The following is a 23,120-nucleotide window of genomic DNA, read 5'->3' on the forward strand; positions in this document are numbered from 1 at the left end:
CCACGGCTGCAGCCAACTCAACTTCTACGAGGAGAAAGCGTCATGCTTGACAGGCAATTATGTGCCCTTCCCGATCAGTCGGAACTGAGGCCCGTGTTCGGGTCGCGTTTGCCGGCTGTCGGCCAACTGGCCCTACTTGTGCGTGACCGTCATGGCCGGGAACGAAGGCTCATGAACCGCTTCGGGCAAGCGACATTCATCAACGTCTTCGGGCGCAACCTCGTCATCTTCGGCACTGCGGATGCGGCCGAAACAATCGCTCTCAACCGGGAAAAAAACTTCGAGAGTGCAGGCGCGTGGGATCATTTGATCGGCTCCCGATTCAAGCGGGGTCTATTGCTGATGGATTTCAGCGAACACCGGCTTCACCGATCGATCATGCAGCAGGCGTTCACCAACGCACGTCTCCAGGGCTACCTGCGCGAGATGGCAGGAATGCTCGGTGACCGAGTCCGCTCGATTCCAGCCGGTGATATTCAGCTAGCGGCCGAATTCAAATCGATCATCCTCGATGTCGCGCTCAAGGTCTTCGTGGGCGTAACGCTGTCCCGTCACGAGGCTGATCGAATCAACCAAGCGTTCGTCGACAGCTTGGACAGTCTTGGCGCCGCAGTCCGTTATGCGGTGCCAGGCGGCAAGTGGGCCCGAGGGATCCGGGGCCGCACTGAGCTGGAAAAGTTCTTTTACGGACTCATACCGTCCAAGCGCGCAACCGAGACGCCAGACCTGTTCTCGGTGCTCTGTCACGCACGGTCGGAGGAAGGCGCGGTCTTCAGCGACGAGGACGTCGTTAATCACATGATCTTCCTGTTGTTCGCAGCCCATGACACATCCGCTGTGACGATCTCGACCATGGCCTTCTACATGGCCAAGCATCCGGAGTGGCAGGTGCGTGCGCGCGAAAGGGCGCTAAGTATGACGGCGCTGCCGGAGTACTCCTCGCTGGCCGAGATGAGCGAGCTAGACCTCATCTTCCGGGAGGCGACGCGTCTAAACGCACCCGTCCCCGGCGTAGTCCGCCAGGTGCGCGAGGATGCGGTCATCGATGGGTACCTCGTCCCCAAGGGGTCGATCGTGATGGCGTCCACGTTCTCGGTGCACACCAATCCTCGCTACTGGACTAAACCCGAAACCTTCGACCCGACACGCTTCGCACCCGAGCGCGCGGAGGAGAAAACCCACCGGTACGCCTGGATGCCGTTCGGGGGCGGAGTGCACAAGTGCATCGGTCTCTACTTCGCGCAGATGGAGATCAAAACGATCCTGCACAACCTCCTTCGCGACTACGAATGGTCGATTCCCGACGGGCAACAGTGGCGAGAACGGCCGGGTAGTCTCGGCGAACCGAAGGACGGCCTGAGGGTCACGATCCGGAGGCTTCGCCCGGCGCAGCACGCAGCACCGGCAGTGGTGGCGAAATGACGAGCTTCCGAACGACATTTGCGCGAGAAGCCGCTAGCGCGAGAATTCTCTATCGGTCGGGCGCGGTGCCGCGGCTACGTTCTTGGCCTGGGCTAATCAAGATCGCTCGACGAGCCGGGGCCGCTGCTGTCGGACCAGCGTTTGCCCATATTCACGGCGACAAGATAGCCATCATTGATGCCGCCGGATCAGTAACCTACCGCGAGCTGGGCGAGGCAGTCACCGCGCTCACCTGCGGCCTCGGTGCACTCGTACGGAAAGACGGGCAAGAGACGATCGGCGTGATGTGTCGCAACAGCCGCTACGCGCTCCTTGCTACGTTCGCCGGCGTCGGGCTGGGCGCCAAGTTGGTCTTCCTCAACACGGATATGGGAGCTCGCCAGCTGGCAGAGGTCTGCCGGCGGGAGGGTGTTCGAATCGTCGTCCGGGACGACGAATTCCAGTCGGCCTGCGCGCTACTCGACGACGGCATCGTGCAGATCGACGCATGGTCGGAGCAAAAGCACGCTGGCCTAACTATCGACACTATTGTCGAGCGCAGCCGGGGTCGAACTCCAGCCCGCCCGGAGTTCAGGCCGGACGTCATTATTCTGACCAGTGGCAGCACCGGGCTCCCAAAGGGTGCTTCGCGGGGGGATTCACGCCCTTCCCTAACGACGCTTGGCGGGTTCCTGCAGAAGATTCCGGTCAGCGGTGCCGATCGAGTGTTCTGCGGCCCGCCAATCTTCCACGGCTGGGGAGCAATCATCGCACTGGCATCGCTGATGTGCGGGGCGACACTCGTGTTCGACCGAAGGTTCGATGCACAGCGGGCGGTTAACGCTGTCGTGGACCATCAATGCACAGCCCTCATGGCGGTTCCGACAATGTTGAAGCGCATTGTTGCGCTGGACTCCTCTGAGCTAGCACGCATCGACCGCTCTCGGCTTCGTGTCATCGGCTCTGGCGGAGCGAAGCTTGACACAAGCCTGGTCAATACCGTGATGGCGACCTTCGGACCGGTACTTCACAACTTGTACGGGGCAACCGAGGCTTCCTACATCACGATCGCGACACCCGACGACCTGCTAGCGGAGCCGGCGTGTGCGGGCCGTCCACCGTTGGGGGTCGAAGTGGCCATCGTCCGAGACGGCCACAAGGCGCCGCCCGGCAAACTTGGCGAGATCTACGTCAGATCAGGCGGACAGATGGCCGCCTACACCAGCGGAGAGACCAAGAAGTACTACCGGGGCATGCTCCAGACCGGCGACACCGGTCGCGTCGACGCCGAAGGCCGCTTGTTCGTCGAAGGACGTTCTGACGGAATGATCGTCTCCGGTGGCGAAAACGTCTTCCCCGAGCAGGTGGAAGCCGTCCTAGGACACATTCCCCATATCCGGGACGTCAAGGTCGTTCCTGTACAGGACGCGGACTTCGGGCAGCGGCTACGCGCCTACATCGTCATGGACACCACTGCTGAACTTGACGTTGCCGGGCTTAAGGAGCACGTCGCCCGAGAACTGTCGCGGCCCAGCGTGCCACGAGACTTCGTCGTCGTCGCGGACCTCCCGCGCGGGGCGACAGGCAAGGTAACCAGCCAGACGCTAGCTGAACTCGCCGAGGCCTACGGCGACGCAGCCGTTGCAAAGCAGCAAGAAGTCGAGTCAGACCCCTCCGTGAGATTGAGTTAACGATGCGTATCGAAGTAGACCTGAATCTGTGCGAGTCAAACGCCGTATGTGTGGGCATGGCGCCCGAGTTGTTCGATCTCGACGAAAACGACTTCGCGCGGGTACTAGTTGACGAAGTACCAGCTGATGTGCTGGTCGCTGCGCGTCAGGTGGTCGCAAGTTGCCCAGTGGGTGCACTTCGCCTACAGGAGGACGCAATTTAGAGAAATGACGGCAGCACTTTCGCCACCGCCACGAGACGTTCAAGATACTGACAGCCTCGATGTCCGAGATAGGCCGAAACTGGTGACCGACGTAGAATTTCGAGTCCTGGGAGGCCGTCTGTGTGGGCGCGTCCGTAGCGGACGGCGCACCGTGGTCGCCCGAACTCGTTGACCCGTGCTTTGTGCGCCATTTTGGCGTCCGCGACCGCCACGACGAGCTGAGTGCACGCACGTGCGATCTGTTCCTTGGCGTGCAGGCGACCTTCGAGCCAGTCCATCATCGTTTGTCGCCAACGCTCCATACGTCCTTGTGAAGGTGATGGCGAGATCGTCACTTGGTGCAGACTCATGAATCGGGGCTGACCCCCGGCGTCGGGTAGACACCTGCGGCATAGTGTCTAGCGAAAGCGCACAGCCCCAACGAGGAGGCCTCCATGACCAGCACACCGAATGAAGCCCGCCCGCTCCGCGTCATCCAGTGGACCACCGGCAACATCGGCAAGCGGTCCCTGCACGCGATCATCGCCCGCGACGACATGGAGCTGGTCGGGGTCTACGCATACGGCGCCGAGAAGATCGGCGTCGACGCCGCCGATCTGGCCGGCTGGCCCGAACCCACCGGCATCAAGGCCACCAACGACATCGAAGAGCTGGTGGCGCTCAAGCCCGACGCCTGCTGCTACAACCCGATCTGGCCCAGCGTCGACGAGCTGGTCCGGCTGCTCGAGTCCGGCATCAACGTCTGTTCCACCGCGGCCTGGATCACCGGCGGCAAGCAGTCCCCCGAGGACCTGGCGCGCATCCAAAAGGCCTGCGAGGCAGGCAATTCCACGATCTTCGGCAGCGGCGCGCACCCCGGCCTGACAAACATGATGGGGATAGTGCTGTCCAGCGCGTGCGAGAGCGTCGATGAAATCCGCATCACCGAGTCGGTCGACTGCGGCGTCTACGAATCAGCGGGCACCATGGCCGCGATGGGCTTCGGCAAGGACCCGGAGACGCCGGGCCTGGCCGAGAGCGTGCGCCTGGAAAGCGAGGTGTTTGCCGAATCGGCCGCGATGATGGCCGACGCCATCGGCGCCAAGCTGGACCGGATCGACTTCGACGTCACCTTCACCGCGGCCGACGAGGACTCCGACCTAGGTTTCATGCAGATCCCGAAGGGCACCGTCGCCAGTGTCTACGGGTATCACCGGGGCTGGGTCGGCGACAAGAATGTCGTCAGCGTCGGCTTCAACTGGATCATGGGCAACCACGTCACGCCGCCGAAGCCGGTGGCACACGGTCACGTGATCCAGGTGTTCGGTGTGCCCAACATGCGCACCGTGGTGTACTGCCTGCCGTCGAAGGACTGGAGCGAGGTGAGCCTGAACGGCCTGGGCATGATCTACACCGCGCTGCCGGCGACCAACGCAGTGCCGGCAGTGGTGGCCGCTGCGCCGGGCATCCTCACGCTGAAAGATCTGCCGCCGGTCACCGGCCGATTCGCCGGCTAGTCCAAAAGCATTCACAGCCGGTACATTTCGCGTGCCATCAGTGCATTCTCGATGTAGCCGACGTGGGTTTCGTACACCGGGCTGGCAGTGTGTTCGGCGACGAGCCAAGTGCGCGCCTGCGCGACCGCCCGTTCCACCGTTGTGAACCACCGAGGCGCGGTGGGTGCGTGAATCGACAGGGCGTGGGTCCAGCCGAAGTTCATGGTGTGGCTCATCGTCGTCACCTTTCAATCGGGTCAGCGGCGAGGGGGTGCCGCTCGTGATTTCAGAGTGCGGTGACGGCGACTCCTGAGCGCGAGTAGACGGGTACTCGAAAACGGCGCGGCCTAGCGGTCCCCTACCTGCGTAGTTCGGCCGACACACGGCACGGGCCGCCGACCAACCTGCTCCGATGCGGTTGAAATGCAGGCTGCACGACGCGCTGGGCGGGCCCTACTCCTCGGTGTTGACGATCACGCCGACGGCCCCGGAGCCGACGTGCACTGCCAGCACCGGCCCCATGTCGGTCACCACGAGTGAATCGACCTGGGGCAGACGGGAAGTCAGCGCGGCGCCGATCGACGCGGCGTCATCGTGATTGTCGACGTGGTGCACGGCGATCGATGCGGGCCGGTCACCGACCAGGGCAACCACCCGCTCGATCATCGCGGCATGCGCTTTGGCCACGGTCCGAATCCGCTGATCCAGCACCAGCCGGCCATCGATGTCCAACTGCAGCAACGGCTTCAGTGACAACGCGGTGCCCAGCCACGAGGCGGCCGTGCCGATCCGGCCACTGCGCCGCAGGTTGTCCAGCCGATGCACGACGATAAATCCGTGCTGCCGGCCCGATTCCGAACGCGCCCCCGCCTCAACGGCATCCAGGTCAGCACCGGACGCCGCAGCCCGGGCCGCAGCCAGTGCGACGAACCCGACGCCCATGGCAGCTGACCGCGAATTGACCACGCGCACTGCAGGACCCAGCTCACGGCCGACAGCCGCGGCGGAACTGAACGTGCTCGACAGGCCGGCCGACAGATGCACCGCCACCACGCCGTCGCCGCCGCTGTCGGCCAGCGCCTGCTGGTAGATGTCCATCAGATCCGCAGGCGACGCGCCCGAGGTGGACACGTGCGACCGGTCCTGGATGTCCTGCGGGATCGGATCGACCCCGTCCTGGTAGTCGACACCGTCCTGCAGCACGTGCAGCGAGACCACCCGAATGTCCCAGCGCTTCAACTCATCTGGACCAAGCCGGGCCGACGAATCGGTGACCACCACCACGGTCATGACTAGTCGTCAGTCCGCTGCGACACCACACCGGCCTCGGCCAGCCCCTTGAGCATGAGTTCGGCGACCGCACGATGCGCCTCGAAGTTCCAATGGATGCCATCCGGATTCGCCCGGCCGGACATCACCTCGTCACCGACGGCGGCTTTCAGGTCCACGATCGGAACCTGTTGTGCGTCAGCCCAATCGGTGATCGCCGACACGGTGGCGTCGCGCCACCGGTGCGAGTTGCCGTAGGTCTCCGCGATGTGCACCGACGGGATCGTCGCGACGAACGGAATACCGGGACGGTTGAAATCGATTGCCGCGCGCGTCTCTTCGAGATACTCGGCGGTCAGGTGCGCAGGCAGCGCGGGCCGCGCGATCGGCGCCAGGCGGGGCTGCACCCATCCGTAGCCGTCCCGCACGATGCGACGCAGCCACGGCGGGCGCACGTAGCGGATCAGTTCCCGCAGCGCCGTCGGCAACGGCGACGGCAGTGAATCCATGCCGCTGGTCGCGAAGATCACCGCGCCGGCCTTGGGCAGCGCTGCCCACGACCGCGGATCCTGCGTCGCGGCCCACCACACGTCGCGGCAGGTCCAGCCGATCCGGCCGATCAGTTCCAGGTCCCAACCAAGTTGTGAGGCAACGATATTCGGCCAGATGCGCGGATCGTCGGACGGCAGACCGCCGGTCGGTCCGTAGTAGGACAGCGAGTCACAGAAGACGAGCAGTACGGGACGGTCAGAGGACATCGTTGGCCACCTGAGCCGAAGCGTTCCACACGTCCAGACGCCACGTCACGGGGTCGTCGTCCGCCAGCCCGGCGCTGTGTCCGGACAGCTGCACCCAGCTGGCGTTGCCCATGCCGCCGAGCACCGGCCAGTTGTCCACCGGCAGGTTCAGCAGGGCCGCGGTCAGCGCCGCGATCAGGCCGCCGTGCGCGACGAGCACGACCGGGCGGTCGACCTCGTCGACACCCCACTCGGGCAGGTTGCGGAGCTGCTCGGCCACCACCGGCAGGCTTCGGTTCGCCACGTCGACCCGGCTCTCGCCGTTGTGCGGCGCCCAGCGGGCGTCATCACGCCAGGCCAGCCGCGCACCGGGCGCGATGGCGTCGACTTCGTGGTGGGTCAGGCCCTGCCAGTCCCCCAGGTGCGTCTCGCGCAGCCGCTCGTCGACCGACACCGACATGCCGGCCTGGTCGCCCAGCGTCGTCGCGGTGTCGAGAGCGCGACGTAGGTCAGAGGAGACGATCACCAGCGGCTGACGCTTGGCCAGGACCTCGGCCGCCGCCACCGCCTGCGCCCGGCCCAGATCGCTGAGGTCGGTGTCGAGCTGACCCTGCATCCGGCTGGTGGCGTTGTACTCCGTCTGGCCGTGACGCAGCAGCAGGAGGCGACGGTTCCTCACTCGCCGTCCTCGTCGGACGCGTCGTCACCGTCCGGGTTCACCGGGAGCTCACCGTCCAGATCGACCTCGATGGCCGGGCAGTCCCGCCACAGCCGGTCCAGCGCGTAGTACTCGCGCTCTTCCTGATGCTGGATGTGCACCACGATGTCGACGTAGTCGAGCAGCACCCAGCGACCCTCGCGGGCGCCTTCGCGACGCGCCGGCTTGTGCCCTGCCCAGCGCATCTTCTCCTCGACCTCGTCGACGATGGCGTTGACCTGGCGGTCGTTGGACGCCGAGGCGATGACGAAGTAGTCGGTGATGACCAACTGCTCCGACACGTCGATGACGCTGATGTTCTCGCCGAGCTTGGCTGAAGCCGCGCGGGCGGCGACCGTCGCCATGCTGAGGGCTTCGGGGGTGGCGGTCATGAATTCTCCTGCTTGTTCGTGGCCTGATAGAGCCCACGTTTGGATACGTATTGGACGACGCCGTCGGGCACCAGGTACCAGATGGGCCGGTTGGCGTGCGCGCGGCGACGGCAGTCGCTCGACGAGATGGCCAGCGCGGGCACCTCGACCAGGGTCAGGGCGTCGGGCGGCAGTTCTTTCTGCGCGTCCTCGATGTGCTTGCCGTCCAGCTCGTAGCCGGGCCGGCTGACCCCGATGAACCGGGCCGTGGAGAACAGCTCCTCCCAGTTCTGCCAGGACAGGATCGAGGCCAGCGCGTCGGCGCCGGTGATGAAGAACAGGTCGGTGTCAGGGTTCTGCCTGGCCAGGTCCCGCAGGGTGTCCTTGGTGTACGTCGGACCGCCGCGGTCGATATCGACGCGGCTGACCGAGAACCGCGGGTTGGCGGCCGTCGCGATGACCGTCATCAGGTACCGATCCTCGGCAGCGGTGACGAGCCGGTCCCGCTTCTGCCAGGGCTGCCCGGTGGGCACGAACACCACTTCGTCGAGCTCGAACAGGTCAGCCACTTCACTGGCCGCGACGAGGTGTCCATGGTGGATGGGGTCAAATGTCCCACCCATCACTCCCAGCCTGCGTCGAGTCACGATTCGCCAGCTTACGGCAGTGTTCGGAGCCAACTCGGGGGCAGGACCTCACGAAACGGCATTCCGGCAGGCCTCTACTCGCACTTCTTCTGCTGGAATGCCGTTTCGGCGGAGCTAGACCGGCAGCAGGTTGTCGATCACCGACGCGAGCTGCTTGGCGGACCGGCATTCGTGCATCGTGATGACGTCCTGGTACTTGGCGGTGGCCGAGTCGCCGCTGCCCCACAGATGCTTGGGCTCGGGGTTCAGCCAGTGCGCGTGGCGGCTGGCGCTCACCATGTGCGCCAGCAGGTCGGCCTGCGGGTTGCGGTAGTTGTTGCGGCCGTCGCCGAGCACCAGCAGGGCCGTGCGCGGCGAGAGCGCGTTGGGCCACTTGTCCAGGAACGAGACGAAGGCGTGCCCGTAGTCGGAGTGCCCGTCCCGCGTGTACACGGCGGCCTCGCGGGTAATCTTCTGCACCGCGACGGCGAGGTCGGCGTCGGGCCCGAACAGCTCGGTGACCTCGTCGGTGGTGTCGATGAAGGCGAAGACCCGCACGCGCGAGAACTGCTGGCGCAGGGCATGCACCAGCATCAGGGTGAAGTGGCTGAAGCCCGCCACCGAGCCGGACACGTCGCACAGCACCACCAACTCGGGGCGCGCCGGATGCGGCTTCTTGAGGACGACATCGATGGGCACGCCGCCGGTCGACATCGACTTGCGTAGTGTCTTGCGCAGGTCGATCTGGCCGGCGTGAGAGCGACGGCGACGCGCGGCCAGCCGGGTCGCCAACGTACGGGCCAGCGGCGCAACGACATTGCGCATCTGGCGCAGTTGTTCGCCTGACGCCCTGAGGAATTCGACGTTCTCGGCCAGCTGCGGGATGCCGTAGGTCTGCACGTGATCGCGGCCGATCTGCTCGGCGGTGCGCCGCTTGGTCTCGGATTCGACCATGTGTCGCAGCTGCGAAATACGCTTGGCGGCAATCGCTTTGGCGATCTGTTCCTGAGTGGGTGAGGGCTCGTCACCGTACGGCGCGAGCAGGCCGGCCAGCAGCTTGCCTTCCAGCTGGTCCAGCCCCATGGCCTTGAGCGCCTGATACGACGAGTACGACGGGCCGCGGCTGGAGTTGTACTTGCCGTAGGCGTCGACGATCTGCGCGATCATCGCCATCAGCCGGTCGTCGAGGCTGGCCATGTCGGCGTTGGAGAGCAGGTCGATCAGTGCCGATCGCATCGCCTCGACATCCTCGGGCGGTATCCGGTCGGGCCGGTTCTCCGGGTCCTCATCGTCGTCGAGTTCCAGCACCGCCCGATCCCCCATGGCCGCGGGGAACCAGAGGTCGAACAGTGCGTTGTAGGTCTCGCGGTGGTCGGGGCGGCGCAGCACCGCGCAGGCCAGGCCTTCGCGCAGCACCTTGCGGTCACCCAGGCCAAGAGTGGCCATCACCCGTCCGGCGTCGACGGTCTCCGACGGCCCGACGTTGATGCCCACCTTGCGCAGGGCTTCGACGAACCCCACCAAGTGGCCCGGAATACCTTGCGGGGCAAGCGGTTGCGCTGGGGTTCGTGCGACGGCCATGGCAGTTTCCCTAGTTCAGCTTCAGCTCACCGGCGGCACGCACCTGGTCGGATTGGTGCTTGAGCACCACGCCCAGCGTCGCGGCGATCATGGCGTCGTCCAGGGTGTCCATGCCCAGCGCCAGCACCGTGCGGCCCCAGTCGATGGTCTCGGCGACCGACGGCAGCTTCTTGAGCTGCATGCCGCGCAGCACGCCGATGATCCGCACCAGCTCGTCGGCGATCTTCTCCGGCAGCTCGGGTACCCGGGACAGCAGGATGCGCCGCTCCAGGTCGGGGTCGGGGAAATCGATGTGCAGGAACAGGCAGCGGCGCTTGAGCGCCTCGGACAGCTCGCGGGTGGCGTTCGAGGTCAGCACCACCAGCGGGGTCTGCTTGGCCTTGATGGTGCCCAGCTCGGGGACGGTGACCGCGAAGTCCGACAGGATCTCCAGCAGCAGGCCTTCGATCTCGATATCGGCCTTGTCGGTCTCGTCGATCAGCAGCACGGTGGGTTCGGTGCGGCGGATCGCCGTCAGCAGGGGACGGCTCAGCAGGAATTCCTCGCTGAACACATCCAGCTTGGTCTGGTCCCAGTCGCCGGACTGCTGACCGGACTGGATGCGCAGGATCTGCTTGGCGTGGTTCCACTCGTACAGCGCGCGGGCTTCGTCGACACCCTCGTAGCACTGCAGCCGCACCAGCTCCGAACCGGTGCACTGGGCGATGGCCCGGGCCAGCTCGGTCTTGCCGACACCGGCCGGTCCTTCGATCAGCAGCGGTTTGCCCAGCCGGTCGGCCAGGAAAACCGCTGTGGCCGTTGCGGTATCGGGCAGGTATCCGGTTTCGGCGAGTCGCTTGGCGACGTCATCGATGTCCGCGAACAGCGGCACCGAACGAGCGGGTGTACTCAAGTTCTTCTCCTCTACGCGGGCCGGGTCTGGCCGTCGCCCCACACGATCCATTTGGTGGAGGTCAGTTCCGCCAGCCCCATCGGGCCGCGGGCGTGCAGCTTCTGGGTCGAGATGCCGATCTCGGCGCCGAAGCCGAACTGCTCTCCGTCGGTGAACGCCGTCGACGCGTTGACCATCACCGCGGCGGAGTCCACCTGCTCCGAGAAGCGCTGGGCCGCAGCAAGGTTGGTCGTGACGATCGCTTCGGTGTGCCCGGTGCCGTACTGGTTGACGTGCGCGATGGCCCCGTCCACTCCGTCCACCACGGCGACCGCCATGTCCAGCGACAGGAACTCGGCGCGCAGCTCGTCCTCGCTCGGGTCCAGGTGCACCGTCACTCCGGCGTCCTGCAGCGCGGTGACCAAGCGGGGCAGCGCGGTGTCGGCGATGGCCCGGTCCACCAGCAGCGTCTCGGCTGAATTGCACACGCTGGGACGGCGGGTCTTGGAGTTCAGCAGGATGCGCTCGGCCATGTCGAGATCGGCGGCTTCATGGACGTAGACGTGGCAGTTGCCGACGCCCGTCTCGATGGTCGGCACGGTGGCGTCGCGCACCACGGCGTCGATCAAGCCGGCGCCGCCGCGCGGGATCACCACGTCGACCAGACCACGGGCCTGGATCAGGTGGGTGACGCTGGCCCGGTCCTCGCTCGGCAGCAGCTGGACCGCGTCCTCGGGCAGGCCCTCGGCGGCCAGTGCGGACCGCAATGCGGTGACCAGGGCCTGGTTCGACCGGGCCGCGGACGAGCTGCCGCGCAGCAGGGCCGCGTTGCCGGACTTCAGAGCCAGACCGAAGGCGTCGACCGTCACGTTGGGCCGGCCCTCGTACACCATGCCGACCACGCCCAGCGGCACCCGCTGCTGGCGGATCTGCAGACCGTTGGGCAGGGTGCTGCCGCGCAGCACCTCACCGACCGGGTCGGGCAGGCCGGCGACCTGGCGCAGCCCGGCGGCGACGCCGTCGACCCGCTGGTTGTTCAGGGCCAAGCGGTCGATCATCGCTTCGGCGGTACCGACGGCGCGCGCGGCCTCGACGTCTTCGGCGTTGGCGGCCAGCACCGTGTCGGCCGCGGCCAGCAGGGCGTCGGCCGCGGCGTGCAGCGCGCGGTTCTTGGTTTCGGTGGTCAGTGTGGCCAGCGCACGGGATGCGACCCGGGCCCGCCGGGCTGCGTCATGTACCTGCTGGCGCAGATCGGTGTCCGTAGCTGCGTGCACACTCATTAACCCAGGGTAACGAGGTATCCGCGGTTCAGCCCGGTCGGGGCTACCGTGGCCGGGTGACTCGGATCACTGTGGTGGGCAGCGTGAACATGGACCTGGTGTTCGGTCTGGCCGACCTCCCGGAACCGGGGCAGACGGTGCTGGCGTCGTCGCTGCATTCGGAGCCCGGTGGCAAGGGCGGCAATCAGGCCGTCGCCGCCGCCCGCGCCGGCGCCGACGTCCAGCTGGTCGCCGCGCTCGGGACCGACGCCACCGGCGCAGTATTGCGAAAGCACCTGCAGGACAACGGTGTCGGCCTCGACGGCGTCGTCAGCCTGCCGACCCCCAGCGGCACCGCGGCGATCATGGTCGGCCGGAGCGCCGAGAACATGATCGTGGTGGCGCCGGGCGCCAACGCGCACCTGACCCTGGACTCACGGCAGATTCGTGCGGTGGTCGCCGACTGCGAGGTGCTGTTGCTGCAGCTGGAAATCCCCCCGTCCACCGCGTTGGCCGCGGCGCGGACGGCCAAGGCGAGCGGCGCGACGGTAATGCTCAACGCTTCTCCCGTAGGCACCGATCCGGGTGCGCTTGCCGAACTGGCCGCCGTCACCGACGTGGTGATCGTCAACGAGACCGAAGCCGCACAATGGCATTGGCCCGTCCCGCATCTGGTGATCACCCGCGGCGCCGACGGTGCGGTGCATCGCACACCCGATGGCGAGACCCATGTCGCGGCACCCGAGGTCGAGGCGATCGACACGACCGGCGCCGGCGACGTCTTCGCCGGGGTGCTGGCCGCCGGCTGGCCGGTGGACCCCGACCATGCCCTGCTGCGGGCCGTGACGGCGGGCGCGCTCGCCACGCTGACCGCGGGAGCCGGCGATTGCGCACCGTACGACGAGGCCATCGAGGACGCGGCTGGCTCGGCTCCGTAACTGCCGCGCGGATATACGCCACTTGGCTGATGATGTGCCGGCCGCATCACCGGATAGTCGATGCCATGACCACCGCAAGCGGCATTCCGAACGTCTTCGACGCCGCGCTCCCGACCATCGACTACGCCGGCGCGCAGAGCCCCGACGAGGCGCAGGCAGTCATCCGCGCGGCGCGGGAGGAGGCGCCGATCGCGATGGGTCCGCACGGACCTGAAGTGCTGACCTACGACCTCGCACACGAGGTGCTGCGGGACCCGCGTTTCCGCATCCCGCAGGGCATGTTCCTGGTGGCTCAGGGCATCACCTCTGGCCCCGTGTGGGATCGCGCCAGCGCATCGATCATCAGCATCGACGGCCCCGAACACACCCGGCTGCGCCGCCTGGTGGCGACCGCATTCAGCCGGCGCGCGATTGACCGACTACGCGCGACAGTCGTCGACGTCGTGAGCGACCTGGTCGACCGTCAGGTCGCACGTGGGCACTATTGCCTGGGCGTGCACCTGGCCAAGATGGAGCTGGCCGAAGCGCTCGCCCTGATGACCCAGCGCATGCCCAACGCCCGCGTGACCGGGCCGGTCCCGTGGAAGCCGTTGCTGGGACTGAGCGGACCGATCACCCTGCCCATCGCGTTCGACCGTGTCGATCAGTCGTGGCGGGCGGCTTCCTAGCAACATCACTGTTCCATTCGACTGCGGCCCTGGACGCTCAGAAACCCGCATGTCGGTGCCGATACAGCAAATACTGCAGGTTGGCCATGCGTGGCCCTAGAATCTGACGTTCAAATGGACGACCACAAGGGAATCGCGGTGTCGCGGCGATTCTTCCTGCTCACGGTCGCCATCGCCGTCTTCTACGTGCCGCTCGCGCTCAACTACACGTGGCCGCTGTTCGCCCCCGGCATGTCTCGTTGGCAGGACACCGTCAACACCCTGATCAACGGTCGCGGCTACGCGGTCGGCGACGGGTCGGTCGAAGCGGTTCGCCATGGCGCCTATGCCGAGCATCGCGTGGTCCTGATGGTCCACACCACGCTGGCCGGACTTTCCTTGACGCTGGCCATGTTCCAGTTCTCGACGCGACTGCGCACCCGGTGGCCGGCGATGCACCGGTGGACTGGCCGCGGGTATCTCGCGCTGATGTCCGTCAGCATGGTGACCGCCTTGGTGTTCCTGTATTTCACGCCACCGGCGCAGCACTTCATCGGACCGGCATTCGAAACGCAGTTGCGCGCCTTGGCAATCGGCACGCTCGGCAGTGCCTGGTACGCGGTCTACGCGATCCGCCGCCGCGACGTGATCACCCACCGGGCCTGGATGACCTACGGCATCGCCCTGATGATGACGGCGCCGTTGCTGCGCGTGATCTGGATCGGGATTCAGCCGCTGATCCCGCAGCACGATCTGCTGACCAATATCGGGGTGGGCTCCATCGTGCTCGGCGTCGTCGCACCCGGCAGTGCCATTTTCGCTTTCATGCTGACCCAGCGTGCACAGTCCGACGCGCGCGTCGGTTCCGCTCCGATGCGGTCATACGGCGCTGCGATGGGACTGGCAGTTGTCGGATCGCTGGCCTACGCCGGCCTGGTCGTCCGGTTGCCGGCGCCGATCCCGCACTCCCTGGCGCTTTTCCATCTGGTGCCGGCCTGGATCGCCATCGCGCTCGCCGTGCGCGGGGTGTTCCGCGCCCGCACCGGTGGCGACACCGTGCGCGAACGCCAGTGGCGCTGGCTCTTGTGGGGCTTCGCCGCGGCGCCGACGGCCGCCAGCCTGTACGCGCAGATCGTGCCACCGGCCTTCACCACGGCCGACGCCGTCCTCGCCGGCGGCATGGACGGCCCTGCCATCCCCATCACCGCCAGCTTCGCGCTGGTCGTACATGCGGCAACGCGGTCCCGGCGGCGGACCGACCTCGATGACGAACCCAACGTGCTGGCCGCCGCCTGAGCGCGTTGGCGGTTGCGCATGCCCCCGCGCTGAGGTCTACTCGCACAACTACGTCCCGGATCATTCACCCTGACGTGGGGGCGCACCTCACTCGAACAAATGCGCCGTAGATGCAGGATCAACGTGCCTGCTCAGTGCTCCGGAACGTTGCGCTCGATCTCGTCGAGCCAGATGCGTGCCGACATGTCCGACGGCGCCCGCCAGTCCCCGCGCGGGGACAGCGCTCCGCCCGCGGACACCTTCGGACCGTTCGGCAGCGCCGACCGTTTGAACTGGCTGAACGAGTAGAACCGCTGGACGAAGACTTTCAGCCAATGCCGGATATCGGCCAGCGAGTAGGCCACCCGCTCATCGGCCGGGAAACCGGCGGGCCAGTCACCGGCCGCGGCGTCCCGCCAGGCATGCCACGACAGGAACGCGATCTTCGACGGACGGAATCCGTACCGCAGCACCTGGTACAGCGAAAAGTCCTGCAGCGCATACGGTCCCACCTTGGCCTGGCTGCTCTGAACATCGGCGCCGGGCACCAGTTCCGGGGTGATCTCGGTGTCCAGCACCGACTGCAAGACGTCGTTGACGTCGTCGCCGAACTGCCCTGAGGAGATCACCCACCGGATCAGGTGTTGGATCAGGGTTTTCGGCACCCCGCCGTTGACGTTGTAGTGCGACATCTGGTCGCCGACACCATAGGTCGACCAGCCCAGGCCGAGCTCGGACAGGTCACCGGTCCCGAGCACGATGCCGCCACGCTGGTTGGCCAACCGGAACAGGAAGTCGGTGCGCAGCCCGGCCTGCACGTTCTCGAACGTCACGTCGTACACGGCCTCGCCGCGGGCGAAGGGATGCCCCATCTCGGCGAGCATCAGCCGCGCGGTGTCCCGAATGTCCAACTCGGAGAACGTGACTCCGAGTGCCTTGGCCAGCGCGGTGGCGTTGCTCTTGGTGCGGTCACCGGTCGCGAAGCCCGGCATGGTGAAGGCCAGGATGTCGCTGCGCGGCCGGCCCTCCCGGTCCATGGCCCGGGCCGCGACGATCAGGGCGTGCGTGGAATCCAGCCCACCGGACACGCCGATCACCACGGTCGGGAAATTCAGCGCCCGCAGACGCTGCTCCAGACCCGACACCTGGATGTTGTAGGCCTCGTAGCAATCCTGTTGCAGGCGAAGCGGATCCGACGGCACGAACGGGAACCGCTCGATCTCACGGAGCAGGCCGATGTCGCCCGCCGGCGGCGAGAGCGTGAACTCGATGCGCCGGAACCCCGAGGTCCGGTCGGCGAAGTGGCGCCGGTTGTCATCGAACGTGCCCATCCGCAGCCGTTCGGCGGCCAGCAGCTCGGTGTCGACGTCGGCGACCGACCGTCGTTCGCCACGCGGGAAACGCTCGGATTCGGCCAGCAGCACACCGTTTTCGTAGATCATGGTCTGCCCGTCCCAGGCCAGGTCCGTCGTCGACTCGCCCTCCCCCGCCGCCGCATAGACGTACGCCGCCAGGCACCGCGACGACGCCGAACGGGCCAGCAGTTTGCGGTCGTCGGCCCGGCCGATGGTGATCGGACTGCCCGACAGGTTGGCCAGCACCGTCGCACCGGCCAGCGCGGCCGTCGCGCTCGGCGGCACCGGCACCCACATGTCTTCGCAGATCTCCACGTGCAGAACGAAGTTCGGCCGATCCGCCGCGGCGAACAGCAGATCCGGACCGAACGGCACGTCGACACCGCCCAGCCGGATGGTGCCCTCGACATCGTCACCGGCCGCCACCTGGCGCGCCTCGTAGAACTCGCGGTAGGTCGGCAGGTACGACTTGGGCACCACGCCGAGGATCGAGCCGCGGTGGATCACCACGGCGGTGTTGTAGATCCGATGCCGGTGCCGCAGCGGCGCACCGACCACCAGAACCGGCAACAGCTCGACCGACGCCTCGACGATCGAGGCCAGCGCCTCGGTCACCGACTCCAGCAGCGCGTCCGACAGCAGGATGTCCTCGATCGAGTACCCCGACAGCGTCAGCTCGGGAAACACCGCCAGCGCCGCGTTGTCGTCATGGCAGTCCCGGGCCAGGCGCAGCACCGAGGCAGCGTTGGCCGCCGGGTCCGCGAGCGCAGTGTGGTGCGTGCACGCGGCCACCCGGACGAATCCGTGCCGGTAGGCGGAGTAGAAGTCCACCGTCTGATTGTCGCACCGCTCCGGCGCACGATTGACGCGCCGTCACGTCGCGTAACAGGGCAGACGGCCTACCCTCGATGACGTGCAGGCTCCTGAACTGGTCAATCTGCTGGCCGACCGGCGTATCGCCGTGCTGACCGGCGCCGGCATCTCCACCGATTCGGGCATCCCGGACTATCGCGGGCCCGACTCGCCGCCGAGCAATCCGATGACCATCCAGCAGTTTCTGTCCGGTCCGGCTTTCCGGCAGCGGTACTGGGCCCGCAACCACATCGGCTGGCTGCACATGGCCGCTCGGCGGCCCAACGCCGGCCACCGCGCCGTGGCCGCGCTGGAACGCGCAGGCCTGGTGACGGGCGTCATCACCCAGAACGTCGACCTGCTGCACACCAAGGCGGGTTCCCAGACCGTGGTGAACCTGCACGGCACCTACGCGCAGGTCATCTGCCTCAGCTGCGGGCACACCATGACGCGCGCGGAGCTGGCCGACGAACTGGAACGGCTCAATCCCGGTTTCACCGAACGGGCCGAGGTCGGCAGTATCGGCGTGGCACCCGACGCCGACGCGATCGTCGAGGACACCGCCACGTTCCGGTACCTGGACTGTCCACGCTGCGGCGGCATCCTCAAACCGGACATCGTGTACTTCGGCGACAGCGTCCCGAAAGACCGGGTGCAGCAGGCCTACGCCCTGGTCGACGAGGCCGACGCGCTGCTGGTCGCGGGCTCGTCACTGACGGTGTACTCGGGCTACCGCTTCGTCCGGCACGCGGCTGTCGCCGGCAAGGCCGTCGCGATCATCAACCGCGGCATCACCCGCGGCGACGACCTGGCCACCGTCAAGATCGACAGCGGATGTTCGGAACTCCTCGCCCTGCTGGCCAGTGAATTGGCGGCTCAGAACCTCTCCGGATGCCAGTAGACGTCCTCCGGCGTACCGGACAGCGCGTTGTCGACGGCCTGCCGGCCCTGCAGGTAGCCGTAGTCCTGGTTGGACGACTCGTAGCGCCACCCGCCGAACCGGCCCCGGCTGTAGAGGCCGTGTGCGCGTAACCGCGCGTCGACCGTCCGCACGATGTCGTCACGCCCCAGCGTCGGCACCGGATAGCCCATGTGGACTTCCTGCACGAAGCGGCTGACCACGTACTCCGACTCGGCGCCCAGTGCCCGCAACGACTCCTCGGTCCGCCGCACCGCCTCGTCGCCCGTCAGCGATTGCCCCGGCAGCAACGGCACCTCACACAGCACGTTCCAGCGTCCGTCGCCGGCATTGGCGGGGTCGTAGTTGTTCAGCATCGTGGCCCGGTACCACGGCACCCCGAGATCCGGGCAGTACAGCCAGGTCTTGTCGGCCAGCGTCTCAGGGGCCGGACCGCGGTAGCCCAGACCGACCGCGTAGATACGACTGGCGCACAGAGTGTTTCGCTGAGCCGTCCCCTCAGCGCCGGCGCCACCGAGCCAGCCCCAGGCCGTGGTCAGTGGCGCAGAGCTGACGCAGTGCTCGTACGAGACGGTCGAGCCGTCGTCCAGCGTGGCGCTCCGCCGGGAAACGTCGATGTCGACGACGCGGGTGTTCAGCCGCACCGTCCCGGGTGCCAGCATCCGGTCGTGCACTCCCTGCCACAGCGCGCCGGTGCCACCGATCGGATACGGAAAACTGCCCGCGGGTCCGGTCGCCGAGCCCGCCAAGCCGAGGCGTGGCACGTTCGGCGCGGCACTGCCGCTACGCAGCGACGTCCATTCATGGTCGATCTGCTCGAGCGGGGCCGTCCACATCTTGTAGTTGTAGGGGCCGAAAAACTCGTCATAAAGTTTGCCACCGAAATTGTTCCGGTAATAGTCGGCGAGGTTGTGCAGCGGCGCGTCCGGGTACAGGTCGGTGGGCATCTCGGTGAGTTGCTGCTGGATGGGCGTGGGCACCAGCGCCTGCGGCCCGCTGCCGTCCAGCCACACCCAACCGTTCCGGGCGACGGCGTTCATCTTGACCCCGGAGCCCTCGACCGCCCGGTCGAATTCCGCGAAGTGGCTGTGCAGCACGTGGCCGCCAAGATCCCAGGTGAAACCATGTGCGTCGCGGACCGACGCCGCCATGCCCCCGACCTGATCGCCCGCGTCCACCACCAGGTGGTCGATGCCGAGTTCGGTCAGCCGGACGGCAGCGCCGAGCCCGGTCGGACCGGCTCCGACGATGAGAAAGGTCGGCACAGGGTCAGAAATCGACGACCAGTCGGGCCGGCTCGAAACCTTCGGCGAACGTCCGGCGGCACAGGAAGCCGTAGTGCTCAGCGGAACTGCGCACCCAGGAGGCACTGACCTTTTCGCTGGCCTCGGCCTGCGAGACGTGCGACATCAGGGCTTCGATCTTCTTGTCCAGCGAGTCGGAAATGTCGACGAACGCGGTCGGATTGAAGCCGATGGCCGACGGTCCGCCGTACGTCATGATCGAAGACACCCACCGCGCGGCACCGAGGGTGCAGCGGGAAACCACCCGGTGATCCTGGTGGCTGTCATTGGCCGTATGGGTGTAAACGATTGTGGCAGCAGACTTTTCGATCGCATCCTCGATGAGGTGCACCAACTCGAATTCCTGCAGCGAGACCCGACAGTCACCGAAACCCTGGCCCCACAGCAGCTCGTGGACGCCCAGCACCTCCACCGCGCGGAGCTGCTCACGCACCCGCTCCTGGGAGTCGCCCGGCCCCTCTTCGCCACGGGTCACCACCAACATGGTGACCCGGTCGCCGGCCGCTACATGCTTTGCCAGTGCGCCGCCGCAGCCCAGTTCGATGTCATCGGGATGCGCGCCGACCGCCAGCACCGACTGTCTCGCCATCGCCCCCTCAATCCTGTTTGCTGCGCAGGTGTCGAAGGCAGCATAACCCTAATTTAATAGGCAGGCCTTATCCAGCGGGCAAAACGTGTGATCGAGGCGTGGATTCTATCCAAATACACACGAAGTCGACGTCAAATCGCGACCAGGTCGTCCGCGTGCACCGCAGGTCGACGCAGCTCCACGGGCAATTCGGGCGTGGACCGGCCGATGATGCCCGCGAGTTCGGAGTCGTCGTAGGCCACGACGCCGCGGGCCACAGCGTTGCCGTCAGGGCCGTGCAGCTCGACGACGTCGCCGCCGTGGAAGCGGCCCGAGACCGCGGTGATGCCGGCGGGCAACAAAGATTTTCTTTGCCGGACGACGGCCCGCACCGCACCGGCGTCCAGGATCAGCGTCCCCGTCGTCTCCGCGGCGTAGCGCACCCAGAACCGTCGCGCCGACATGCGCTCGGGGCGCGCGGCGAAGACCGTACCCACCGAGGCATCGGTCAGCGCGGCGGCGGCGTCACCGGCCGCGGCCAACAGGACCGGCACACCGGCATCGGCGGCCAGCAGCGCCGACGACAGTTTGGAAGCCATCCCGCCCGTGCCCAGCCGGCTGCCGCCGGTCGCGGACACGCCATCGAGGTCACCCGATGCGGCGACCTCGGGGATGAAGCGGGCGTCGCCCTTGCGCGGGTCGGAGTCGTACAAGCCGTCGATGTCGCTGAGCAGGATCAGCGCGTCGGCACCGACCAGCTGCGCCACCAGGGCCGACAGCCGGTCGTTGTCGCCGAACCGGATCTCGTTGGTCGCGACCGTGTCGTTCTCGTTGACGATGGCCACCGCGTGCAGCGCCCGCAGCCGGTCCAGAGTGCGCTGGGCGTTGTTGTGCTGCGCCCGCTGGGCGATGTCGTGCGCCGTCAACAGCACCTGACCGACGGTGCGGTCATACCGGCCGAACGCCGCGCTCCACGCATTGACCAAGGCCACCTGCCCCACGCTGGCCGCGGCCTGCTTGGTGGCCAGATCCGTCGGGCGCTTGGTCAGGCCGAGCGGCTCGATACCGGCGGCGATGGCACCCGAGGACACGATCACGACGTCCGAGCCGGCCTTCATCCGCTTCTCGATGGCATCGACGAGCGAGGCCAGCCGCCCCGCGTCGAACATGCCGTTGGGCGCGGTGAGCGCAGTGGTCCCGATCTTGACGACGACGCTGCGCGCGGTCCGCACGGCTTCGCGGTGCGCCGAGACTGCCGCATCCGTGCCGAGGGTCACGCGTCGTCCTCGAGGTCCTCCGCCGAGCGACGACGCTCCTTGCGGGCCGCCTTGCGTTCGGCGGCGCCGATCCGGTCCGTCTGCTCCAGGCGGATGTCGGTGCCACGACCGGACAGCAGGGTGTCGACACCGGCGAGCGTCTGCGGCTCCCAGTCGAATGTGACGTCGCCGATGGTGACGGCGCAGCCGGCACGAGCGCCCTTCTTCAGCAGCGCGTCCTCGACGCCCAGGCGAGCCAGCCGGTCGCCGAGGTAACCGACCGCCTCGTCGTTGTCGAAAGCTGTTTGCGCGATCCAGCGTTCGGGCCGCGTGCCGCGCACGATGAAGCCGCCGAAGCCGTCCGATTCGACGGTGAAGCCGCTCTCGTTGACCGCCACCGGCCGGATGACCGGCCGCCTCGGCGCCACCACGGGCTGTGCGGCCCGGTACGCCGCGACCATGTCCCACAGAGCGAAGATCAACGGGCGCAAGCCATCTCGGCTGACCGTAGAGATCTCGTAGACGGGCCAGCCGTATTTTGCGGCGACCTCGTCCTTGACGAAATCGGCCAGTTCGCGAGCGTCGGGCACGTCGATCTTGTTGAGCACCACCGCACGGGGTCGCTCGGCCAAGTCGCCGAGCGTCGAATCCCCTTGCAGCGTCGGCGTATAAGCGGCCAGCTCGGCCTCGAGCGCGTCGATGTCGGAGATCGGGTCACGGCCAGGCTCCAGCGTCGCGCAGTCCACCACGTGGACCAGCACCGCGCAGCGTTCGATGTGCCGCAGGAAGTCCAGTCCCAGGCCGCGGCCGTCGGCTGCACCCGGGATCAGGCCGGGAACGTCTGCGACGGTAAATGTGTGATCACCGGCGGACACCACACCCAGATTCGGAGCCAAAGTGGTAAACGGATAGTCGGCGATCTTGGGCTTGGCCGCCGAAATGGTTGATACCAGCGACGATTTGCCGGCCGACGGGAACCCAACCAGGCCGACGTCGGCGACCGTCTTGAGTTCGAGGGTGAGGTCGCAGGTCTGGCCCTTCTCCCCCAGCAACGCGAAACCGGGCGCCTTGCGGGCCCGCGAGGCCAGTGCGGCGTTTCCCAGCCCGCCGCGGCCACCGGCGGCGGCCTCGAAGCGGGTGCCGTCGCCGACCAGGTCGGCCAGCATGCGGCCATGCTCATCGAGCACGACGGTGCCGTCGGGCACCCGCACCTCGAGATCCGCGCCTGCGGCACCTTCCCGGTTGCTACCGGCGCCGGGTTTACCGGACGGGGCATCGACATGCGGGCGGAAGTGGAAGTCCAGCAGGGTGTGCACCTGCGGGTCGACGACCAGGACGATGCTGCCGCCCTTACCGCCGTTACCGCCGTCCGGCCCACCGAGCGGCTTGAACTTCTCTCGGTGTACCGATGCACAGCCATTGCCGCCGTTGCCGGCGCGCGCGTGGATCACCACACGGTCAACAAACCGGGGTGCCATCTGTCGTCCTCTCCATCACAAAAAGAAAAGCTGCCACGAGGCGAAACCTCGTGGCAGCTTCACACCTCGTGAAAAAAGGTTAGACCTCTGCCGGGACGATGTTGACCGTCTTGCGGCCGCGCTTGGTGCCGAACAGCACCGAGCCGGCAGCCGTCGCGAACAGGGTGTCGTCGCCACCGCGACCGACGTTCACGCCCGGGTGGAAGTGGGTGCCGCGCTGGCGGACGAGGATCTCGCCGGCCTTGACGACCTGGCCGCCGAAGCGCTTGACGCCGAGCCGCTGGGCGGCTGAGTCGCGACCGTTACGAGAGCTGGAAGCGCCCTTTTTATGTGCCATGTCTGTTCGC

General features: G+C 67.0%; 23 protein-coding genes. 8 read left to right on the plus strand and 15 right to left on the minus strand.

Annotated elements, in window-relative coordinates:
• Window positions 1-42: 42 nt before the first annotated feature.
• From ACNO8X_RS22950 to ACNO8X_RS22965, 4 genes are all read left to right on the plus strand, one after another.
• Window positions 43-1,422 (plus strand): cytochrome P450, encoded by a 1,380-nt coding sequence (locus ACNO8X_RS22950; protein ID WP_418002854.1) that lies wholly within the window; start codon window positions 43-45, stop codon window positions 1,420-1,422.
• Window positions 1,419-3,092, plus strand: a complete 1,674-nt coding sequence (locus tag ACNO8X_RS22955; RefSeq protein ID WP_418002855.1) for an AMP-binding protein — start codon at window positions 1,419-1,421, stop codon at window positions 3,090-3,092. The genes ACNO8X_RS22950 and ACNO8X_RS22955 overlap by 4 nt, the downstream gene beginning before the upstream one ends.
• Window positions 3,093-3,094: 2 nt before the next feature.
• Window positions 3,095-3,295 (plus strand): ferredoxin, encoded by a 201-nt coding sequence (locus tag ACNO8X_RS22960; protein WP_418002856.1) that lies wholly within the window; start codon window positions 3,095-3,097, stop codon window positions 3,293-3,295.
• A gap of 434 nt (window positions 3,296-3,729) precedes the next feature.
• Entirely contained in the window at window positions 3,730-4,791 is a 1,062-nt protein-coding gene (locus ACNO8X_RS22965; protein ID WP_418002857.1) for a dihydrodipicolinate reductase, read from the plus strand.
• Window positions 4,792-4,802: 11 nt separating this feature from the next.
• Here ACNO8X_RS22965 and ACNO8X_RS22970 read toward each other — a convergent pair whose 3' ends face one another.
• The 9 genes from ACNO8X_RS22970 to ACNO8X_RS23010 all read right to left on the minus strand — a co-directional run bounded on the left by ACNO8X_RS22970 (window position 4,803) and on the right by ACNO8X_RS23010 (window position 12,202).
• On the minus strand, window positions 4,803-5,006 hold the full coding sequence (locus ACNO8X_RS22970; RefSeq protein WP_418002858.1) for a hypothetical protein: 204 nt from the start codon (window positions 5,004-5,006) through the stop codon (window positions 4,803-4,805).
• Between the two features lie 217 nt (window positions 5,007-5,223).
• Window positions 5,224-6,060 (minus strand): DegV family protein, encoded by an 837-nt coding sequence (locus ACNO8X_RS22975; protein ID WP_418002859.1) that lies wholly within the window; start codon window positions 6,058-6,060, stop codon window positions 5,224-5,226.
• Window positions 6,061-6,062: 2 nt separating this feature from the next.
• A complete protein-coding gene (gene octT, locus ACNO8X_RS22980) occupies window positions 6,063-6,797 on the minus strand; it encodes a diglucosylglycerate octanoyltransferase (RefSeq protein ID WP_418002860.1) in 735 nt (244 codons plus the stop codon).
• Window positions 6,787-7,455: a glucosyl-3-phosphoglycerate phosphatase gene (gene gpgP / locus ACNO8X_RS22985; RefSeq protein WP_418002861.1), complete on the minus strand. Its 669-nt coding sequence runs from the start codon at window positions 7,453-7,455 to the stop codon at window positions 6,787-6,789. Before gpgP ends, octT begins: the two co-directional genes overlap by 11 nt.
• The gene (gene rsfS / locus ACNO8X_RS22990; RefSeq protein WP_418002862.1) at window positions 7,452-7,865 is read right to left on the minus strand and encodes a ribosome silencing factor; all 414 of its coding nucleotides are present in this window, start codon (window positions 7,863-7,865) and stop codon (window positions 7,452-7,454) included. The genes gpgP and rsfS overlap by 4 nt, the downstream gene beginning before the upstream one ends.
• Window positions 7,862-8,476 (minus strand): nicotinate-nucleotide adenylyltransferase, encoded by a 615-nt coding sequence (nadD, locus tag ACNO8X_RS22995; RefSeq protein WP_418006010.1) that lies wholly within the window; start codon window positions 8,474-8,476, stop codon window positions 7,862-7,864. The genes rsfS and nadD overlap by 4 nt, the downstream gene beginning before the upstream one ends.
• Before the next feature lie 129 nt (window positions 8,477-8,605).
• Window positions 8,606-10,051, minus strand: a complete 1,446-nt coding sequence (locus tag ACNO8X_RS23000) for a vWA domain-containing protein (RefSeq protein WP_418002863.1) — start codon at window positions 10,049-10,051, stop codon at window positions 8,606-8,608.
• A gap of 10 nt (window positions 10,052-10,061) precedes the next feature.
• Window positions 10,062-10,943, minus strand: a complete 882-nt coding sequence (locus tag ACNO8X_RS23005; protein WP_043394622.1) for an AAA family ATPase — start codon at window positions 10,941-10,943, stop codon at window positions 10,062-10,064.
• 11 nt (window positions 10,944-10,954) lie between these two features.
• Window positions 10,955-12,202, minus strand: a complete 1,248-nt coding sequence (locus ACNO8X_RS23010; RefSeq protein ID WP_418002864.1) for a glutamate-5-semialdehyde dehydrogenase — start codon at window positions 12,200-12,202, stop codon at window positions 10,955-10,957.
• Window positions 12,203-12,258: 56 nt separating this feature from the next.
• Here ACNO8X_RS23010 and ACNO8X_RS23015 point away from each other — a divergent pair, with 56 nt between their 5' ends.
• The 3 genes from ACNO8X_RS23015 (at window position 12,259) to ACNO8X_RS23025 (ending at window position 15,062) form a co-directional block, all read left to right on the plus strand.
• On the plus strand, window positions 12,259-13,119 hold the full coding sequence (locus ACNO8X_RS23015) for a ribokinase (RefSeq protein ID WP_418002865.1): 861 nt from the start codon (window positions 12,259-12,261) through the stop codon (window positions 13,117-13,119).
• Between the two features lie 65 nt (window positions 13,120-13,184).
• Window positions 13,185-13,787, plus strand: a complete 603-nt coding sequence (locus ACNO8X_RS23020; protein ID WP_418002866.1) for a hypothetical protein — start codon at window positions 13,185-13,187, stop codon at window positions 13,785-13,787.
• Window positions 13,788-13,901: 114 nt separating this feature from the next.
• A complete protein-coding gene (locus ACNO8X_RS23025; RefSeq protein WP_418002867.1) occupies window positions 13,902-15,062 on the plus strand; it encodes a DUF2306 domain-containing protein in 1,161 nt (386 codons plus the stop codon).
• 131 nt (window positions 15,063-15,193) lie between these two features.
• Here the strand turns inward: ACNO8X_RS23025 and ACNO8X_RS23030 are convergent, their stop codons facing one another.
• On the minus strand, window positions 15,194-17,227 hold the full coding sequence (locus ACNO8X_RS23030) for an NAD(+) synthase (RefSeq protein ID WP_418002868.1): 2,034 nt from the start codon (window positions 17,225-17,227) through the stop codon (window positions 15,194-15,196).
• An 82-nt stretch (window positions 17,228-17,309) separates the two neighbouring features.
• On the opposite strand from ACNO8X_RS23030, the gene ACNO8X_RS23035 reads away from it, so the two are divergent.
• Window positions 17,310-18,149: an NAD-dependent protein deacetylase gene (locus tag ACNO8X_RS23035; protein ID WP_418002869.1), complete on the plus strand. Its 840-nt coding sequence runs from the start codon at window positions 17,310-17,312 to the stop codon at window positions 18,147-18,149.
• On the opposite strand, the gene ACNO8X_RS23040 is transcribed toward ACNO8X_RS23035, so the two are convergent.
• From ACNO8X_RS23040 to rpmA, 5 genes are all read right to left on the minus strand, one after another.
• Window positions 18,125-19,432: a protoporphyrinogen/coproporphyrinogen oxidase gene (locus ACNO8X_RS23040; RefSeq protein WP_418002870.1), complete on the minus strand. Its 1,308-nt coding sequence runs from the start codon at window positions 19,430-19,432 to the stop codon at window positions 18,125-18,127. The genes ACNO8X_RS23035 and ACNO8X_RS23040 overlap by 25 nt on opposite strands.
• 4 nt (window positions 19,433-19,436) lie before the next feature.
• A complete protein-coding gene (locus ACNO8X_RS23045) occupies window positions 19,437-20,060 on the minus strand; it encodes a PIG-L deacetylase family protein (RefSeq protein WP_043394250.1) in 624 nt (207 codons plus the stop codon).
• 131 nt (window positions 20,061-20,191) lie between these two features.
• A complete protein-coding gene (gene proB / locus ACNO8X_RS23050; RefSeq protein ID WP_418002871.1) occupies window positions 20,192-21,316 on the minus strand; it encodes a glutamate 5-kinase in 1,125 nt (374 codons plus the stop codon).
• On the minus strand, window positions 21,313-22,773 hold the full coding sequence (obgE, locus tag ACNO8X_RS23055) for a GTPase ObgE (RefSeq protein WP_418002872.1): 1,461 nt from the start codon (window positions 22,771-22,773) through the stop codon (window positions 21,313-21,315). The genes proB and obgE overlap by 4 nt, the downstream gene beginning before the upstream one ends.
• A 79-nt stretch (window positions 22,774-22,852) precedes the next feature.
• On the minus strand, window positions 22,853-23,110 hold the full coding sequence (rpmA, locus tag ACNO8X_RS23060) for a 50S ribosomal protein L27 (protein WP_043394256.1): 258 nt from the start codon (window positions 23,108-23,110) through the stop codon (window positions 22,853-22,855).
• Between the last annotated feature and the right edge of the window lie 10 nt (window positions 23,111-23,120).

The organism is Mycobacterium sp. PDNC021, from assembly GCF_048282635.1.
Lineage (GTDB): Bacteria > Actinomycetota > Actinomycetes > Mycobacteriales > Mycobacteriaceae > Mycobacterium > Mycobacterium llatzerense.